Origin of the sequence: Leptolyngbya sp. FACHB-261, from assembly GCF_014696065.1 — a bacterium.
In the GTDB taxonomy this organism is placed as follows: Bacteria; Cyanobacteriota; Cyanobacteriia; order FACHB-261; family FACHB-261; genus FACHB-261.
Genome location: NZ_JACJPL010000018.1, coordinates 133,309 through 151,353, shown reverse-complemented (window position 1 = coordinate 151,353; position 18,045 = coordinate 133,309). Strand labels below are relative to the sequence as shown.

19 protein-coding genes are annotated in these 18,045 nt (G+C 54.2%); 13 read left to right on the top strand and 6 right to left on the bottom strand.

Features of this window, described 5'->3' with window-relative positions:
• Window positions 1-14: 14 nt before the first annotated feature.
• Window positions 15-1,427: a 23S rRNA (uracil(1939)-C(5))-methyltransferase RlmD gene (gene rlmD, locus H6F94_RS10045; RefSeq protein ID WP_190802098.1), complete on the bottom strand. Its 1,413-nt coding sequence runs from the start codon at window positions 1,425-1,427 to the stop codon at window positions 15-17.
• Between the two features lie 119 nt (window positions 1,428-1,546).
• Between rlmD and H6F94_RS10040 the strand changes: the two genes are divergently transcribed.
• The 4 genes from H6F94_RS10040 to H6F94_RS10025 all read left to right on the top strand — a co-directional run bounded on the left by H6F94_RS10040 (window position 1,547) and on the right by H6F94_RS10025 (window position 4,228).
• The gene (locus tag H6F94_RS10040; protein ID WP_199320324.1) at window positions 1,547-1,828 is read left to right on the top strand and encodes a hypothetical protein; all 282 of its coding nucleotides are present in this window, start codon (window positions 1,547-1,549) and stop codon (window positions 1,826-1,828) included.
• Between the two features lie 75 nt (window positions 1,829-1,903).
• Entirely contained in the window at window positions 1,904-2,575 is a 672-nt protein-coding gene (locus H6F94_RS10035) for a phosphatase PAP2 family protein (protein ID WP_190802096.1), read from the top strand.
• 119 nt (window positions 2,576-2,694) lie between these two features.
• Window positions 2,695-3,114 carry an NfeD family protein gene (locus H6F94_RS10030; protein ID WP_190802095.1) on the top strand — a complete coding sequence of 140 codons (420 nt, stop codon included), beginning with the start codon at window positions 2,695-2,697 and terminating at the stop codon, window positions 3,112-3,114.
• A gap of 118 nt (window positions 3,115-3,232) precedes the next feature.
• The gene (locus H6F94_RS10025; RefSeq protein WP_190802094.1) at window positions 3,233-4,228 is read left to right on the top strand and encodes an SPFH domain-containing protein; all 996 of its coding nucleotides are present in this window, start codon (window positions 3,233-3,235) and stop codon (window positions 4,226-4,228) included.
• A 26-nt stretch (window positions 4,229-4,254) separates the two neighbouring features.
• Here H6F94_RS10025 and H6F94_RS10020 read toward each other — a convergent pair whose 3' ends face one another.
• Window positions 4,255-4,614 carry an STAS domain-containing protein gene (locus H6F94_RS10020; protein WP_190802093.1) on the bottom strand — a complete coding sequence of 120 codons (360 nt, stop codon included), beginning with the start codon at window positions 4,612-4,614 and terminating at the stop codon, window positions 4,255-4,257.
• Between the two features lie 236 nt (window positions 4,615-4,850).
• Here H6F94_RS10020 and H6F94_RS10015 point away from each other — a divergent pair, with 236 nt between their 5' ends.
• Complete coding sequence (locus H6F94_RS10015) at window positions 4,851-6,182, top strand: FtsW/RodA/SpoVE family cell cycle protein (RefSeq protein WP_199320323.1); 1,332 nt, start codon at window positions 4,851-4,853, stop codon at window positions 6,180-6,182.
• An 86-nt stretch (window positions 6,183-6,268) separates the two neighbouring features.
• Window positions 6,269-6,997: a cytochrome c biogenesis protein CcdA gene (locus H6F94_RS10010; protein WP_190802092.1), complete on the top strand. Its 729-nt coding sequence runs from the start codon at window positions 6,269-6,271 to the stop codon at window positions 6,995-6,997.
• 75 nt (window positions 6,998-7,072) lie between these two features.
• Here H6F94_RS10010 and H6F94_RS10005 read toward each other — a convergent pair whose 3' ends face one another.
• From H6F94_RS10005 to H6F94_RS09990, 4 genes are all read right to left on the bottom strand, one after another.
• Complete coding sequence (locus H6F94_RS10005; protein ID WP_190802091.1) at window positions 7,073-8,143, bottom strand: AI-2E family transporter; 1,071 nt, start codon at window positions 8,141-8,143, stop codon at window positions 7,073-7,075.
• A gap of 122 nt (window positions 8,144-8,265) precedes the next feature.
• Window positions 8,266-8,553: an RNA-binding regulator gene (rbp, locus tag H6F94_RS10000; protein ID WP_190802090.1), complete on the bottom strand. Its 288-nt coding sequence runs from the start codon at window positions 8,551-8,553 to the stop codon at window positions 8,266-8,268.
• A gap of 334 nt (window positions 8,554-8,887) precedes the next feature.
• Window positions 8,888-10,825, bottom strand: coding sequence for a coiled-coil domain-containing protein (locus H6F94_RS09995; protein ID WP_190802089.1), 1,938 nt, complete (start codon window positions 10,823-10,825; stop codon window positions 8,888-8,890).
• A gap of 82 nt (window positions 10,826-10,907) precedes the next feature.
• A complete protein-coding gene (locus tag H6F94_RS09990) occupies window positions 10,908-11,312 on the bottom strand; it encodes a hypothetical protein (RefSeq protein WP_190802088.1) in 405 nt (134 codons plus the stop codon).
• Between the two features lie 170 nt (window positions 11,313-11,482).
• Here H6F94_RS09990 and H6F94_RS09985 point away from each other — a divergent pair, with 170 nt between their 5' ends.
• From H6F94_RS09985 to H6F94_RS09955, 7 genes are all read left to right on the top strand, one after another.
• Window positions 11,483-12,469, top strand: coding sequence for an energy transducer TonB (locus H6F94_RS09985; protein ID WP_190802087.1), 987 nt, complete (start codon window positions 11,483-11,485; stop codon window positions 12,467-12,469).
• Window positions 12,470-12,586: 117 nt separating this feature from the next.
• A complete protein-coding gene (locus tag H6F94_RS09980; protein WP_190802086.1) occupies window positions 12,587-12,883 on the top strand; it encodes a TIGR03792 family protein in 297 nt (98 codons plus the stop codon).
• Window positions 12,884-13,059: 176 nt separating this feature from the next.
• Window positions 13,060-13,284: a hypothetical protein gene (locus tag H6F94_RS09975; RefSeq protein WP_190802085.1), complete on the top strand. Its 225-nt coding sequence runs from the start codon at window positions 13,060-13,062 to the stop codon at window positions 13,282-13,284.
• A gap of 143 nt (window positions 13,285-13,427) precedes the next feature.
• A complete protein-coding gene (gene deoC, locus H6F94_RS09970; RefSeq protein ID WP_190802084.1) occupies window positions 13,428-14,153 on the top strand; it encodes a deoxyribose-phosphate aldolase in 726 nt (241 codons plus the stop codon).
• A complete protein-coding gene (recO, locus tag H6F94_RS09965) occupies window positions 14,150-14,950 on the top strand; it encodes a DNA repair protein RecO (RefSeq protein WP_190802083.1) in 801 nt (266 codons plus the stop codon). Before deoC ends, recO begins: the two co-directional genes overlap by 4 nt.
• 32 nt (window positions 14,951-14,982) lie before the next feature.
• Window positions 14,983-16,569 (top strand): MFS transporter, encoded by a 1,587-nt coding sequence (locus H6F94_RS09960; protein WP_190802082.1) that lies wholly within the window; start codon window positions 14,983-14,985, stop codon window positions 16,567-16,569.
• Between the two features lie 12 nt (window positions 16,570-16,581).
• Window positions 16,582-17,787 (top strand): glycosyltransferase family 4 protein, encoded by a 1,206-nt coding sequence (locus H6F94_RS09955; RefSeq protein ID WP_190802081.1) that lies wholly within the window; start codon window positions 16,582-16,584, stop codon window positions 17,785-17,787.
• Window positions 17,788-18,045: the final 258 nt, after the last annotated feature.

The following is an 18,045-nucleotide window of genomic DNA, read 5'->3' as shown; positions in this document are numbered from 1 at the left end:
CGCTTTCTCTGGTCTTAAACCGCTCGCTCCAGAAAGGCCACAGACTCCACATGAGCTGTTTGGGGAAAGAAATCTGCAGGTTGAACTTTGCGCAGCTTGTAGTGTCCCCCATTCAGCTCCTCGTCGGTACGGCAAAGCTGTTGCAAATCACGGGCTAAGGTCGCGGGATTGCAACTGACATAAACCAAGTGTTTCGCTGGTGATAAACGCAGTTGAGCTAGCACTGAGGCATCGCAGCCTTTGCGTGGTGGGTCGATCAAGACCACATCAGGGACAAAGCCAAGCTGGGGTAGCAGCGATTCTACAGTGCCGGTCTGGAAACTGACGTTAGTGATGTTATTTAGCTTGGCGTTGGTTTGAGCCTGAGCAACCGCCTCAGGTTGTACTTCAATGCCAATAGCCTGACGGACCTGCCGTGCTAGAGGCAGGGTCATAGTGCCGATGCCGCAATAGGCATCCACTAAGGTCTCATTCCCCTCAAGCTTGAGGTGGTCTTGGATCACCCGCATTAACGCTTCTGCCTGCTCCGTGTAGACCTGGAAAAATGTGTCAGGTCGGATCTGGAAGCGCAGGTCTGCAAAGCTCTCCTCCAAGTAATCCCGTCCCGCTATAGTCCGGGTCTCGCTACCGAAAATAGCGTTGGTCCGCTCCGGGTTGCGGTTGAGCGTCACACCTACCAAGCCGGGATAGCGGCGTAGCCACAGATGCGCCTGATCCTCCAACCCCTCCAGATCCCAGTTACGCACGACCAGAGTCAAGAGCATTTCGCCTGTTCTACGGCCGACGCGTAGGCTCAAGTGGCGAACCAAACCGCGATGCGTCTTCTCGTTGTAGATCGTCCAGCCCCGTTGCTGAATATCCTGCTTGACTTGAGCCAGCAAGGGATCCAGCCGTAGGTCCTGCACCGGGCAATGATTGAGGTTCACCAAGCGATGAGTGCCCTTACGGTAGTAGCCCGCCCGCACTTTGCCGTGGCGCTCGTCGAGCGGGTAGGTTACTTTGTTGCGGTAGCGTAAGGGCTCAGGCGCAGCCAGAATTGGCGACAAGCAGCCACTCAGCTCAGCGCTGCTCAAGTCAAAGCCACCGATGCGCTCTAAAGCCTGCACGACTTGATTTTGCTTGGCCTGAAGCTGATAGTCATAGCTCACTGGCTGCCACTGACAGCCCCCACACTTGTCGGCCACCATGCAACTGGGCCGTACTCGATGCGGCGATGGCGTCATGATCAGCAGGAGCTGGGCATGGGCATAACCTGGCTTGACTCGGACCAGGCGCACTTCCAATTCATCCCCTGGCACTGTATCGGGCACGAAGACCACGCGTCCCTCGAAGCGCCCGACGCCATCCCCGTTATCTGAAAGGTCTGTAATCGTCAGAGGGATAACGGCTCCCTGCTGCCAAAGGTTTGGGAGCGCAGAGTTCTGCATCAATTCGTTAAAAAATCACCAGAGATCTAGTCTAACTCTAGATTGAAGGAGGGATAGAGCAGACTTGGACCTACCAACTACCTTGTCCATTACACTAAACGCACTTTCTTCTGACCGTGATGATTCAGACCCACTACTTGCTGCGGTCTCGCACAGATGGTAACTACCTCATTGCCCGACCTCACGGGGCTGCCGACTCGGGTTATCTATTGCTGTTTGCTGAATATGCTGATGCGCTCAGCTACCTGAATGCCCATGCCCCAGAACTGCGGGACCGCTTTGCGGTGGAGACTTTGCCCCAATCTCAGTTACCGACGCTACTCAATCGCTGGGGCTTTGCAGGCATTGGGGTGGTTCGCGATCCTTTGGTGCCCCAGGTGAGCTTTCTGGCCCAAAACTAGAATCTTGCAGCCGGAAGCGGTCGATCTCAGTCAGAAACCTGAGTAGGGTGGAAAAAGTGGATTTGGACGTGAGCAATGACAGAGGTTAGCGACCGCCTCTACTGGTTGGCCCAAGCTCTGATTGCCTTTATTCCCTACCTGATTGGTGGCCTCGTGGCCGGGGCTGTAGTTCTAGCCCTTAGCGTGCTGCTGGCTCGCTATTGGTTGTGGGAATGGTTGCTGGCCTTCGAAAAATCTTTGCTGCTAGCCATCAATGCTCGATCAACGGCTATCTTGGATCGATGGATGTTTGCAGTGACCCTACTAGGGCAACGGGAAGTTGCAGGCCCTCTGTTAGGACTGGTTGGCAGCCTCTTAATCTATTATCACCAATCGGCTTCCGCCCTAGTTTTAGGCATCAATTTGGCAGGTTCCTGGCTACTAAACTGGATTTTCAAAGGGTTTTTTCGGCGCAAACGACCGGAGTTATGGGCCTCTCCCAAACGCCCTCTTGATTACAGTTATCCCAGTGGTCACTCCATGAGTGCTATCTCCTTTTATGGGTTGCTGGCGGTTTATGGAACTCGCTTTTTAAACATTACGCCGTGGCTCACATTTCCGCTGGGGGCCGTTTTGAGCATTGCTGTAGGCTTTAGCCGGATGTATCTTGGTGTGCATTGGCCGACGGATGTGTTGAGCGGCTGGGCTGCAGGTGGTATTTGGTTGGCGGCTTGCCTTTACGGTTTGGTTGAAATTGGTGCTTTTTGAATTAATTTGAAGCCTGGCTGGCACTGCTTAGGCAAGCCAGGCTAGAACAGTTGCTCTCGGCTTCTGCGCTGAGTTAAGCTGAGAGCCAATAACACCTCAATTTTACGACCCTCATTATCATGCAAGCCTGGTTAGCGCTTGGCGTTGTTCTTTTGTTTGTTGAGCTAGCGATTCCGATTCCCACTGCCTTTATTGCCTTTGCTGCAGGGCTCAGCGCTTTGCTTGTGGCACTGCTCACATTGGTAATGGCGAATGTTGCTGTTCAAGTTGTAGTCTGGCTATTACTTTCAGTTCTATTCGTTTGGTTGTCTCGGCTGCTAATTCCTAAAGAATCTGCGCTCCTGAAAGATGCAACTGAAGCAGTCACCCTGACTGAAATTCCAGCGGGTCGCGCCGGGCGGGTTCGCTACGAAGGAAGCTCTTGGAGTGCCCGCTGTGACGATCCTGGGTTAGCCATTGCCCCTGACCAAAAGGTTTATGTCATTGCCCGCAGGGGTACTACTTTAGTTGTTTTACCCAGCCAACTAGTCGAGTTGTGAAACTTCAATTCTGAAATCTAGTTCTTGAAATTTCGTAGGAGTTTTTTGCAAGCCAGTCCAATCTTTTCTAGACTGCAACTGAAGCAACGTTCAAAGAACTTTAGAGCATAAAAGTGATATGGAAGCAGTGCTGGTTTTATTAGGTGCACTTGGCATCACGCTTTTTGGTTCCGTCAAAGTTATTAATCAAGGTGATGAGGCGCTAGTTGCAACTTATGGCAAATACAAACGCAAGCTCTCGCCGGGCCTGAATTTTGTTATTCCAATTGTCGATACAATCGCCTACAAAGATACAATTCGGGAGCGTGTTCTCGACATTCCACCTCAACAGTGTATTACCCGAGACAATGTTTCAATCACCGCTGATGCTGTGGTTTATTGGCGGATTGTGGACATGGAAAAAGCCTTTTACCGAGTTGAAAATCTGCGTCAAGCCATGACCAATTTGGTGCTTACCCAAATTCGAGCTGAGCTGGGCCAATTGGAATTGGATGAAACTTTCACAGCTAGAACCCAGATCAACGAGGTGTTGCTGCACGAACTGGACGAGGCCACGGATCCCTGGGGTGTGAAAGTAACCCGAGTAGAACTGCGTGACATTGTGCCTGCCAGAGCTGTGCAGGAGGCAATGGAAATGCAAATGACTGCAGAGCGGCGTAAGCGGGCCTCCATTTTGACCTCAGAGGGCGAGCGAGAGGCCGCAATCAACAAGGCCAGAGGGCAGGCAGATGCTCAGCTATTGGGGGCAGAAGCGTCTCAGAAGGCTGCCATTCTGGAAGCAGAAGGCCAACAAAAAGCTCGTATTCTGAGAGCGCAGGCCGAGCGGCAAGAGAAAATTCTGCGCTCTCAAGGCACAGCAGAAGCGATTCAGGTACTAATGCGGAGCTTGAAATCAGACCCAGAAGCCCAAGAAGCTCTGAAATTCCTGTTAGCCCAGAGCTATATCGATATGGGCGCAACCATTGGCACCAGTGGCAGCAGCAAAGTGATGTTTATGGACCCACGCAGCATTCCCTCAACCTTAGAAGGAATGAAGGCGATGATTGGCGAGGTGCCCCGCACAAGCAGTGAAGAAATTAGCAGCTCATCCAATACAGGCAGTTGGTCAAGCTAGGAAAAAGTGTTAATTCCCTAAGGGCTCTAGGGTGAGCACGACAGCTTGACTTGCAGGTTTGTGATCGCCTCTTCCTCAGTCGCAAAGTTTAGTAATAAACTATCCAGCCCGCTGAGCTGTAAAGCCAGGGCTGGATTGCCGCTGAGGCCAAAGAGCGTTAGGCTACCGTATTTCTGCCGGCAGACCTTAAAAATTGCCACCAGTGTCCCTAAGCCAGAGCTATCAAGGAAAGTGACCGAGCGACTGTCCAGAAATAGGTGGTAGTGGCCCCAGTCAATGACCTTGCTCAGCATTGAGCGCACCTCGACTGCATTGGTCGTGTCCAGCTTGGTAGGCAAGGTCACGACTGCAAAGTTCAAATCACCGATCCGGCGGAGATCAATCATGGTGCCTGCACCGGTTGCTTTCTGTAATTACCCCTAATGTTCCCTGCCCTTACGAGCTGCTACCTACTACGCTACTTAGTAAGCTTGTGGGCTGGCCTTCTAGGCCTGTTTCTTAATTTAAGTTAATCAGATTTAAGTTAATCAGCAGCAATAACGCAGGTCTAGATTTATTGAGGTCCAGATCTACTGAGCGCTGTGGCTTCTCGGCCCAGGTAGCCGAAAGAGGCTTGACCTTTATGGAGCAGGTAAACAGGTCCGCTATACTAGCGGGCAGTTTCAGCGAGGCCACCATCCCTAGAGTGAACCTGCACCGCCTAATCCTCTTTACAGACAGCTCTGTAGAGCGCTGGGCCACCGAAGCCCGAGTGCTGCGCTGGCTAACGTTGCTATGGTTGTGCCTTGGACTGGCAATGCTGTTCTCGGCTTCCTACCCTGTAGCCTATGCAACCGAGGGCGATGGGCTTTACTACCTCAAGCGTCAACTGCTGTGGGCTGTTCTGGGGCTGGCTGGCTTTAATCTGATCGTGCATTTGCCGCTACGCTATGTTCTGCGTGCCAGCGGCTTTTGCGTTGTCATCTGCCTAGGGCTACTGGTTGCGACCAACATTCCAGGGTTAGGGCAGTCGATCAATGGAGCCTCGCGCTGGTTGTCTCTGGGACCCGTGCCAATTCAACCCTCCGAGCTGATCAAGCCCTTTTTGGTACTTCAGAGTGCCCTAGTCTTTGGCCGTTGGGAGCGGCTGAGCTGGTTAAGACGCCTGCTTTGGATTGGCACCTTTGCCGCCGTGCTGCTGGGCATTTTGTTGCAGCCCAACCTCAGTACTACCGCTTTGTGTGGAATTTTGCTGTGGCTGGTAGCCCTAGCTGCCGATCTGCCTGCGACTTACCTGGGTGGAACCGCTGCCTTAGGGGTGCTCGTGGCCTGTATCAGCATTGGCGCTCGGGAATACCAGCGACGTCGTGTCTTATCTTTTATGAACCCCTGGGCTGATCCGCAGGGAGATGGTTATCAGCTGATTCAAAGTTTGCTGGCAGTAGGTTCCGGTGGTCTTTGGGGCACCGGCTTTGGTCTATCTCAGCAAAAGCATTTCTATTTGCCCATCCAGTACACCGACTTTATCTTTGCGGTCTATGCCGAGGAGTTTGGTCTCATCGGGGGCCTAGTCTTGCTCCTGCTCCTGGCAACCTATGCCACTCTGGCGCTACGGGTTGCCTTGAAGTGTAAGGATCCGGTGCATCGGTTAGTGGCAATTGGCATCGGGGTTCTGCTGGTCGGTCAGTCATTGCTGAATATTGGGGTTGCTACTGGCGCCTTACCCACCACAGGCTTGCCCCTACCTATGTTTAGTTACGGTGGCAACTCCCTGCTCTCTAGTTTGTTTTCCGCAGGCTTATTAGTGCGCGTAGCACGTGAGTCTAGTGGGGCTCAAGTGATCAACCTAGGACAGCAGCCGGAGAATTTAGTAGGACTGCCCCAGCGAGCAGATCGTCCTAGCCCGTCGGTCCAACCGCTGCGCCCTCGCTCTCGCCGCGGTCCAACTCGCCCACAACGCCGGGTGCTCCGTTAACATCTGCAATGTCTGCTAGTGTCCCCATCCAGAAACCAGTCATAGCGCTCCAGTAAGATGAAGGGGCTACCCCTCCAAATGGATTTATGTTGGACACGCTAGACCTCTGGCTCTACCGGCTAAGCGAGTTCTCCGATCGTTTGGTGGCTGATCAACTCACCCACCTCAGTCTGCTCTCGCTGGGCATTGTCTTTGGCGCAGGTCTTCTAACGAGCTTGACTCCCTGCATGCTTTCCATGCTGCCAATTGCAGTGAGTTATATCGGTGGCTACGAGACGCCAAATCGTTGGCAAGCGGCACTGCAATCGTTGTGGTTTGCTCTAGGGCTAGCGACAACCCTAACTGCCCTGGGTCTTGCTGTGGCCTGGTTAGGCGGCATCTACGGTCAGGTGGGTGCAGGCTGGGGCTTTCTGGTAGGGACAGTCGCGATTTTGATGGGATTAAACCTGCTGGAGGTCCTGCCACTGCGGTTGCCCTCGCTGGGACAAGAGATTGAGATCTCTGAAAAGTTACCCCGGGGCCTGCGCTCCTACTTAGTAGGCTTAACCTTTGGTACCGTTGCTTCTCCATGTAGCACGCCAGTTCTGATCACGCTGCTGGCTTGGGTATCCAGTACCGGTAACCCCGTGGTGGGTGCAGGACTGCTGTTAGCTTATGCCGTCGGTTACGTGTCTCCTCTGGTTGTAGCTGGAACTTTTACTGCTGCGATCAAAAAGTTTTTGGAGGTTCGCCGCTGGTCAGGTTGGCTAACTTGGGCCAGTGGCCTTGTCTTGATCAGTTTTGGAACTTTGTCAATCCTGTCGCGGCTGGCTTAGCTCTGGTCAGTGTTTAGGCTGGTCAGCGTTTGGCTTCGGAACCTGGCCTAAATCTTTGGCTTACCCCTCTTTGGCTTAGCCCTTGGGCAGGATGGGGGGCTCCGGTGGCTGAGCTAATGGCTTTAATAGGGCTTCCCAAAGACCGCGCAGCGTGCCCGCGACTGGAACTGCCAAAATCACCCCCAGTAGCCCCCCAACTTGAGCCCCTACCAGCAGCGCTACAAAGATCCACACCGGATTGAGGCCAGTAAAGCTGCCTAGCAAGCGAGGGGCTATTAAATTGTCTTTAATCTGCTGTAGAGCAACTGCAACCAACACAACCCGCAACGCTAGCCATAGATCCTGTAGGGCCACCAACAGCGTAACTAGGCTAATGCCAATCGTTGCACCAATGAATGGAATCAGCTCAGATGAGCCAATTAGCAGAGCGAACAACAGACCAAAGGGAACTTCAAGAACTAGGAAGATCGGAGCCAAGCTGCCCAGCATAAACAGCCCCAGCAAGATCTGACTGATAAAGAACTGCTGGAAATTGCGATGCAGTTCTTCCTGCACTACAGTCTTGATGCGGGGGGGTAGAAAGCTCAGTAAGCCGTGCCAAAGCTGGTTCCCCGTTAGCAGCATGTAAAAAGTCAGAACAATTACCAACACGGCGTTGAGCACGCTGCTAATCGTACCCAAGGCAAATCCCAAAACTCCTGCTGCTAAGAGTTGTAGCTGGCTTTCTAGTCGATTGCTAATCAGCGTATTGAGCCGACCTAAATCTACAGGCAATCGCGAGCGGTTTGCCCAGGCATCTAAGCCGCTAATCTGCTGCTCTCCCGACTGGATTAGGGCAGGTAGGCGTTCAAGAAACTGAACGGTTTGGTCGGCAACGATAGGAACTAGCGTGAGCCAGAGCAACACCAAACCTAGCAGCGCAACTAGAAAGACGACCGCTACTGCCTCCCCCTGCCGTAGTCCTAAGCGCCGGAAGATATGCAGAGGATAGTGCAACAGAAAGGCTAACAGCCCTGCTGCTACTAGAATGGTCAGGGTTGTTTGGAAGTAGTGAAAAACTTGCAGCAGCAACCAGGCGTTGAGTGCCAAAACCGGCCCCAACAGACCAAGAAGCACCAGACGCTGAAGTTGGTCAAGCCGTCGCATCTGATGGTCCTTATCTCGTGTTGCCCCAAGAAATTAGGCTAGGAACTAGGCTAGATCGACCCTGCAATCGCTGTCCGTTGGCATGCCCGTTGGAATAACGATTAATGGCTGGCTTGAGTCTTTTAGCTACGCCGGTTAGGAATCTGACCGCTATCGCGGCCTCCGCCTTCCCGTGGCTTAGCTTTATTAACCCGAATCTGTCGTCCCATCCACTCGGCTCCATCTAGGTCTGCGATTGCTGCATCCTCCTCTGCTTCGGTAGACATGTCTACAAAGGCGAAGCCACGGACTCGGTTTGTTTCCCGGTCAGTGGGCAAACTAACTCGGCTAACTGTGCCATACTCCGCAAAAACTTCTCGAAGGTCTTGCTCTGTTGCACTGAAGGATAAGTTGCCAACGTAAATCGTCATCTAACTTGGGCTCCGAACGCTCTCCGAACGGATCAACTCTCCCTAGGGAGAGCATTACGGGGGGACAGTGAATGTCTAAGAACAGTAGCAAAGTCAGGACGAATTTGAAAAAATCTATCCCGGCTTATGTCCCAAAAACAGTCCCACAGCCATAACAACCATAGACTACCATCTGTTTCAGCAAGCGCAAACCTAATACTAAGAGTGAGTGCTAGTGAGTGAGTTAGCTAGGAGTTAGCTGGTAAAACTTGAGACAAGTACTGACGTGCTAACAAGTAGCACCAGCATCTCGGGCCTAGGCTAACCCACGACCCGTGAGACTGGCGTTTCAGGGTTATTGGCTTCCCTGTTGCCAGCGACGCAGCTGGTCTTGGGCCTCAGTATAAACATCACTGTTGGCAGGGATCTTCTGAGCAGTCGCTACGGCCAATGGAAGATCATAGTTAGCTTGGGAGCGGGCAATGGCTAGTAACCGAGCACTCCAGACATCAATTTGGGACTTGGCCTGTGACCCGTAAGTACCACTGTTAGTCAAGGGGCTAGCCAGTTGGATGGCTTGGCTGAGGGCATCCGCAGTGCCTGGGGCTGAGACCTCAATGGCCTGTTGCAGGTCAGCGAAACCATCGAGTTCTGCTTGCCAAACTCGCACCCGTCGACGAGCTTGACGGTGCAGGGAGCGATCAGAGCTAATGCGAGATGCCTCAGCAATCGCCTCCCGCAGATTGCCTTGGTCCGCGTATTGTTCAGCTCGGTCCAGGAAGGGCTGATCCTGAATGGTTTCGATCTGGTCTCGCCAAGCCTCAATCTGCTTTTGCGCTTCGTCATACAGGGCTCGTCCTGGTGGAATCTGAGCCGCTGTGCTCATCGCCGCATAATACGCTTCTACAGTTCCCTGTCGGGCAATCGTCCTTGCCTGGTCTAGGTAGGGGCTGTCCTCAATCTTCTCAATACGTTGCTGCCAGCCGCGCATCAAGTTCTGGGCTTGCTCCCAGCGGGGACGGGCAGCAGAGAGGTTTCCGGCTTGGGCAATGGCGCTTTGCAGCGCAGTAACGGTGCCCGGACGGGCCGTTTCCCGAGCCTTGTCCAAAATCTCTAGATCAGCAATTTCGTCCTGCCAACGGGTTGCCAAGTCCTGGGCCTTATAAAACAGCGGTCGGTCAGTTGCCATTTTGCGAACCTGAGCGATTGCTTCCCGCAAACCTTCCGCCGTGTCGGACCAAGTGGGCTCGTAGGCCCGAGCCAGCACCATGAAATCTGCCGCTTCTTCGCGTAAAGAGCTATCGGCTGGCACCTTACTAGCTGCTGCCAGAGCGCCATCGAGATCGCGCTTGTCCAAACGGGCCTGAGCAATATCCAAAATTGCTCGGGTCCAAAGGCTAATTTGTGACTGAGCACGACTGCGAGCGTAACGCTCCATCGGCACCTTGCGAGCGAGCTCAATTGCGGCTAGCAGGTCGTCCAATCTGCCAGAACTCGCTTTGGCTTCAGCTGCATCAAGAGCCACACTAGCTTGTCGTTCTAAGTCGATCTCGGCTCTCAGGGCATCAAATCGGGTAACTCGCCAATACTCGTTGTCTACGCCAAGCAATCGGTTAGCTGACAAAGCTGCCTCACGCCACTGCTGCTGGCGCAGCGATGATTGTGCCTCCTGGTAAATCCCTTCCGCTCGCCGCCATTCGCTCTGCCAACGGGCCACGGCAACCCCTACCTGCCCGTAGGCTTGACTGCTGCGAGGGATCATGGTGGTCGCTTCAATCGCCTGGTCGAGTTCGCCACTCTGATACAGGTCATCGGCTAGCTTGAGCACCTGTCGGGACCAGTTGTTGATCGACCGCTCCGCTTCGTTACGCAGTGGATGATCCTTGGGCAAGCTGTCGGCCAAGGCAATCGCCTGCTTCAAGGCATCAAGTGTATCTTGGCGGGCTAGAGCACCCGCACAGTAAAGCTTTTGGCCACCGGATGCTAGGGGCCAGCGAGCGGTTAGACAGTCTGGCAAGGCTGGCATTTGCAGGAGCAGGATCACCGAAGCCACTCCCATAGTGCTGGTGACCAATAGGCCCACCAAGCCCCACTGAAACCAGGAGAGCTGTGGCATTGCCGGTAGTCTTAGCAGGCCTTGGGCTGGAGGCTTGGATGGGGCACGTCCTGCTTCTTGACCAGATAGAAGCGGTGTCTTAGCTCGCCGGTCTTCAGGTGAGCGACGCCCATCGGCGGGCACTGCTCCGGGTACGGCTTTAGGGCGGCGATGGGGCTGGGCAGGTCCATTCGGCATAGATGTCATGTTAGAGCAGCCCGTGCCGTTGCTTTGCATCCGGCTGGCCTAAGCCTGGGTTTGTACGTCCCCTAGATTGGCTCTAGTTCAGATAGGTCAGCAACATTTGCGGCTCTGGTGCCTCTAGTACCAGGAGATCTCCTGGTACATCCACCTGATAAAGCAGGTTATAACGTCGTGCCGTAGAAACCAAGAGCTGCCAGCCACCGTAATCGCTGGGCTGCATTAAAACTTCGACCTCGAGCGGCAGGCGAGGCAAGCCTTGGCGCTTTAGGAGCTGTATAAGCAGTAAAGGCAGTTCTTGACTTTCTAGGCAGACTGCAACTTGGGGCAGGCCATTGATAGTCTGCCGCACGTGACATTCGTAGTGCCGGTTAAAAAAACTCAGCACTGGCGCTGTGCCAGGAAACTCTTCTGCCACAGCTTGAGAAATTCCGTCATGAACCTGCATGTCGTTCAGTATTCCCCTGCCTTTAGCTTTGCGCACGGGAATCCTGCCTGTTAGGGTGCGCTGTCATCGTTAACCACTGCAAGCTGCTTAAAGATCAACAAAGTTAATTTAGAAATTTAAACGGATGCCAAGTCATTCACAACGGAGTACCACAAAAGTAGCAATGCTCAACTGGTGCATTACCTGTTCACAGATTTGTGTTGGACATGACTCTCAGACGGCACACTGATCCGCCGGAACTATGGGGACTGGTACTAACCGGTTCCTTAGCAGCCCATGCAACTCTGGCTTTGAGCTTCCCTCAAACCTTAGTTTCAGTTGCTCAGCCAGCCCCCTCAGAACCGATAGCTATAGAGCTGGTTGATGTGGGACCAACAGCAGCGTTCAGCAGTACGGGGGCTAGTGCTGAGGCCAACTCAGGGGCTAGTGCCAGCTCAGGCTCAGATTCGCCCGACACAGGCAGTACAGGCACCGCTGACAGTTCGGGAGCTAGCTCTGCTCCGCTTAACTCAGCGGCCTCTGGCTCAGAGCCCCTGCAAGGGGCCACAACTCCCACTCGCCCTCCTGACCCCCTGACCCAACCTCAAGTGACAACGCAGCCTCAGCCAGCCCTGTCTAGTCCCGTTGCATCCCAAGCAGGTAGGCCTGCTGCAACTGCCGCAGAAGTGAGTGGAGCTCCCTCCAGCCCTGCTGCTTCAGCTCCGGCCCCGCCTGCTGCGTCAACCAGCGAATCACCTGCTGATTTGCCGGTTGCGGCTGAACCGCTTCCCACTCAGCCTGATCCAGCTCAGAACCCCGAAGCTCAACCGCTACCGGAGGCAGGAGCTACGACGGAGCCGGTGGCCTCCGACCCTAACCAATCCCTGACCGGCACCTTGGAGTTTGTGTCTCCAGAACTGCGGGATGTGCCTGAGGTGCCCCCTACCGTTCAGCCGAATCAGCCTCTGCCACCCTACCCCGCCGAGGCTTTGCGCTTGGGTCAGAGAGGACGCACTGAATTGATGGTAGAGCTTGATCAAACCGGTCGCGTGGTCAACGTCAGCGTGCTTCAAAGCAGTGGCTATGCCGAACTCGATGAGGCTGCCCGAAGCACCATCGCAACTTGGCAGTTCAGTCCTGCCTTGAGTGGTGGGATCGCGCGGGACTGCCGAGTGATGCTAGCGGTGCGCTTTGAGCCCGGGGGTGGCTCTTGAGGTAGACGCTACCAGGCGACCAAGCAATTAGGCTAAAGGCAAGGTTTAACTGCCCCAGGCTGTACATTCTGAAGAAGTTGTCATTCGTTGTAGTTCTGATTTGTATGGTCGTTGGGCATGGTCATTGAGTGGTTAAGGTTCAGGATGCGTCCCGAACAGCGGGAAGCATTTATTCAACGGGATGCAGAAGTGTGGACGGCAGGCCTGCAAAAGTTCCCTGGGTTTCTGGGCAAAGAGATCTGGATTGACCCGAATCAATCCACAGATGTAGTCGCCGTCACTCGTTGGGAGACCCGAGAACAGTGGAAGACAATTCCTCAGAGCGAACTCGACGCTCTAGACCGACGCATGGGAGATTTGCTAATTCCAATTGCAGAGAGCCGGGAGTATCAAATTCGCAAGTTTGCTCATTAGAGCCACCTTCCCTGGAGCTATGTCCTTCATTGAGTCTTGAATGACCTTGAAAGTGTATTTTTTCTGCCCGTTATTTCCCGTTAGTTGATGCATACTTGCCCCTGTAAGGGCCTGTATCAGGCGTGCCCTCGATAACCCACCAAGACAGACCTAAGAGACACCAATAGGCCAAACCAATGCCCACTCGGTTTCGGATGACTATCGCGGTTGGCGACCGTGTACAGTTCATCGACCCTAGCCCTCCACCGCCTGGCGAACCTGACCGCAAGTTTGGGCGTCATCTCGTGGGCAAAATGGCAACGGTGCTGGAACTCGTGCGCTTTGGTGGCGTGATTGTGCAGATCGACGGTGAAGCTCGTCCAATCGCAGCTAGCTGTCGCGAGTTGCGCAAACTCTCATAAGCTTTTCTATCTGCCTTGCTCTAAAGATCTATAAGTTAAGGCGCCAGGTCTTAGTTTCTCCCTTATAGAGGACGGGAAACCCTTGGTCAGTTCTGGTAAAAAGGGAGAAGCCGACCTTTTGCTAGTGAGAGTGGGGATTGCTCGTGCCACCGACCTTCGAATCAGGCACTAACCCAGACGTCGATCTGGCTCCTTTTATCGACCACACACTGCTGAGTGCAACTGCCACACCAGATCAGGTGCGGGCTTGGTGTGAACAGGCCGATCGTTACCGGTTTGCAGCGGTTTGTGTGTTTCCTAGCTACGTGCGGCTTTGTGCTGAATTGCTCAATCAAAAGCGGCCAAAAGTGTGCACTGTCATTGGTTTCCCTAGTGGTGCCAGCACTTCGGCAGTCAAGCTTTATGAGGCCCAGGAAGCAGTTGAAAACGGGGCTACTGAACTGGATGTCGTGATCAACCTAAGCTGGCTGAAACAAGGCCAGACTGATGCCGTACACCGAGAGCTAGCGTCAATTTGTGAAGCGACCGGCCAGACAGTCAAGGCGATTCTGGAAACCAACCTGTTAGAGCCTGAAGAAAAACGGGTGGCTGCGGAAATCTGTCTGGATGCTGGCGTCGCTTTCCTCAAAACCAATACGGGCTGGGCCGGGGGCGCTACAGTCGAAGATGTCAGACTGCTACGAGAGGTTACCCGAGGACGGATCGGGATCAAAGCCTCAGGTGGCATTAAGACCGCTGAGCAGGCATTAGCCTTAATTGGCGCAGGGGCAACTCGCTTAGGCACCTCCCGTAGCCTGGAGTTATTGAACCAGAGGGAAGCCCTTAGCCGCAGCGCCTCTGCACGCGCCCTTTCAGAAGAGCCCTCATGAGTCGTACCTATCGAGCCGTTGGCATTAACCTTCGAGGCATGGCACTGGGCGAAGCTGATCGCCTGTTGACGGTTCTGACCCGTGAAGTGGGGCTAATTCGGGTTGTAGCTCCGGGCGCCCGTAAGCACGGCTCCAAACTTGGTGGGCGCTCGGGCTTGTTCATTGTTAATGACCTACTGTTAAGCCGAGGCCGCACTCTAGACAAAATTAGTCAGGCTGAGACTTTAGAGTCCTATACGGGGCTCAGTCAAGACTTGGGTAAGCTGACTGCTGCTCAATACTTGGCAGAGCTAGCACTGTTGCAAGCCTTGACCGATCAGCCCCAAGAAGAACTGTTCATGCTGCTCACGGCTCACTTGAGCCGGTTAGAGGTATCAGACTCCCAGGCTGTTTTGGCTAACCTGGTCCAAGGTAGTTTTCACCTCCTGGCCCTAGCGGGTCTTGCGCCTCAAGTGCACGCTTGTGCAGTCTCTCAGCAAGCTCTGTTGCCAAATTTCAGTGAGCCAGACTGGCGAGTTGGCTTCAGTTTGGGCGCGGGTGGTATTGTCAGCCCTGCCCGTTTGTCGGAAGTTGCGGTAGAAACCTACCTGGGAGCTGCTGAGCTAGCTGCCTTTCAGCACTTAGCTGGGGATCATCTAGCTTGCGATCAGGGGCTAGAGGTTCCTCTAGCTAGAGAAAGGCAACCCGCCTCTTGGGCTATGTTAGAGCGGTTGCTGCGTCGCTACGCCCAATACCACCTAGATCAACCCATCCGTTCGGCGGCTCTGATTGAGAGCTGTTTTCCTCTAAGCGCCTGAGGTTGGTCTGTCGTTTTCTGCTGTGCCACGCCATGACCCGATTGTCTGACTCCGCCCTCGACCATCTGGAAGCGCTAAGAGCGACGGCTGAGCCGCCCTCAGAGTTTTCATGGCCTCGCCACGGAGGTGCCCGTCCCCTGAATGAGCAGGCGCTAGAGGTCCTTGATGAGGAGGAGCCTGGTGCTGAGGCTGAAGCTGAGCTACAAGCCAGCCCATCGCAAGAGCCTGAGGTGTCGGCGACGGGCTTTACACCTGTTCTAAAGAACCGCGATTTTTTAGCCCTGTGGAGCGGTCAGGTCTTCTCACAGCTGGCAGACAAGGTCTACCTGGTTCTAATGATTGCCCTAGTCTCTACCCGGTTTCAGACGGCGGGGCAAACTATTAGTGGCTGGGTGTCCTCGGTAATGATTTCCTTCACGATCCCAGCGATTCTATTTGGCTCTATTGCCGGGGTATTTGTGGATCGCTGGCCCAAGAAGCCAGTCCTGGTAGCCTCAAATGTTTTGCGCGGAGTCCTGGTCCTGGCTGTCCCGCCCCTTCTTTGGCTCTGTAAGGATTGGAGCCCACTGTGGGGCTTACCAATGGGTTTCTGGGGGCTGTTGGCGATCACATTTTTCGTGTCGACCTTAACGCAGTTTTTTTCCCCTGCCGAGCAGGCAGTGATCCCCTTAATTGTCGAGCGTCGTCATCTGCTGTCGGCCAACTCGCTTTACACCACGACGATGATGGCTTCGGTGATCATTGGTTTCGCAGTGGGTGAGCCGGTGCTAGCTCTAGCAGATGCCCTCTTTGGTGGCTGGGGAGCCGGTAAAGAAATAGTTGTTGGTGGCAGCTATATCCTGGCCGGTCTGCTCTTGCTCTTGATGCAAGTACGGGAGGGACGGGCTAGGCGCCCGGCTGTGACACCGGAACAGGCTCTGATTGAGCAGGCTGCGGGGTATGCTCCAGAACACATCCCTGGTGATGAATCCGCAAATTCTGAAAATTCTGATTCTCAATCCTCAACTCCCCACATCTGGGCTGATATTCGTGAAGGTCTGAGTTATTTGAGAGCACAGAGCGGAGTGCGGGCTGCTCTGATTCAGTTGGTGATTTTGTTCTCGATTTTCGCTGCTCTCGCTGTGATCTCGGTGCGTATGGCGGAGGTCATGCCCAACATCAAATCTTCCCAGTTTGGTTTCCTCCTGGCAGCAGGCGGCGTTGGTATGGCGATTGGTGCTGCTCTTGTAGGACAGTTCGGTCAACGCTTCACCCGGCGTCAGCTCAGCCTTTACGGTTCGCTGGGCATGGCAACAGCCTTGGGAGGCCTAGCCTTGATGACCCAACGTCTGTGGCCAGCCCTTGGCTTAATTGCAATGCTGGGCTTGTGTGCGGCAATCGTGGGTGTTCCTATGCAGACGCTGATCCAGGAAGAAACGCCTGAAGCTATGCGTGGCAAGGTGTTTGGCCTGCAGAATAATGCAATTAACATTGCTCTGTCGCTGCCTCTGGCCCTGGCTGGGGTTGCTGAAACCTTCTTTGGTCTGCGCTTGGTGATTCTGGGCTTAGGGGCGATTGTCGTCACGAGTGGTATCTTGACCTGGTATATTTCCGGGACAGGAACTTTCGTGACGGATTAGTGCCGTTTTTGAATGCATATTGCCTGGCTTGGAAAGAAATCGCCCTTCTGCGGCAACGTCACCTATAGCCGGGAAGTAACCAACGCATTACTGGACCGGGGCTACCGAGTTAGCTTTCTACACTTTGCCCCGGATCAAGCGGCCCGGGAGGGCGAACCGTTACTACGCCCCTTTGGTTTGGGGGCAGCACCCGACGATGAGCATGGCGATTGGCCGGACTGCCCAGAATTTCCGCTGCCTTTTTTGTATCGCTCTCAGGTTTACACCATTCCTTCCCTGCGGGCGAGTAAGGTTTTGGCTCAGTTGCTGCGGCAACTCAAGCCTGATCTAATCCATGCCTCACTGACTCTATCGCCGCTAGATTTTTTGTTGCCTGAGCTCTGTGAAGAGCTGGGGTTGCCATTGGTGGCGACCTTTCACCCAGCTTTTGATGCCAAACGGCGCAACTTAGCCTCGGGCACGCAACAGCTGATGTACCAGCTGTACGCACCATTCTTGGCAAACTACGACCGCACGATTGTTTTCTCGGATGTGCAGCGCTTGCTGCTGGTGAGGTTGGGAGTTGCCCGGCGCCGCCTTGCAGTTATTCCCAACGGCGTCGATGCTGAGCGCTACTCCCCCGGTCCCTCATCGATTAAAGAGGAACTTAAGGCAGAACGCTTGTTTGTCTATCAGGGACGCATTGCCGCTGAGAAGAATGTAGAGGCGCTGCTAAAGGCCTGGAAGCAGGCCAAGCTAGGTCATGGCTGCAAGTTGGCAATGGTGGGGGATGGCCCGCTAGTGGCGACTCTGAAGCCCTTCTACGGGCCAGAACAAGGTGTTCTCTGGTTAGGCTTTATTGCCGACGAACAACGGCGCATTGAGATTTTGCGAGGAGCAGATGCCTTTATTCTGCCGTCGCTGGTCGAAGGTCTCTCGCTATCGCTTTTAGAAGCAATGGCCTGTGGCACTGCCTGTCTTGCCACTGATGTTGGGGCAGATGGGGAGGTACTAGCCAATGGCGCTGGGGTCGTCCTGCAGGCCAACCAAGTCACCAGCCAGTTGGCTACCCTGCTACCGCTGTTCCGAGATCAACCAGAGCTGAGCAGTTTGCTGGGTCAAAAAGCCCGAGATCGTGTACTAGAGCGCTACACCCTCAGCCGCAACATCAGTCAACTGGAGAAGCTCTATGATGCGGTGCTGCAGCAGCACCACCGGCTGGGCTTGCAAGCACTGTAGTGCCGTCCGTGCAGGCTTGAACCTAGTCTAAAAGAGTCCAAAAGCCAGAACTTGGTTTGGCTCTTGTCCTTGGGTCAGTCTGCCTCTCCAGGCATAAGGGTTAGGAGAGAGGCAAGTAGGGGCTTCAATCTTAGGGTAGGAGAAGCTTGCGCTGCCATCTTCTCTATTGCGTCTTATTGCGTTGACAGCTTCTCCTGTCTATTATCACTGCGTTGAACTTACTATTGGACTTGTAATGCAACGCTACCTACTGCTCTC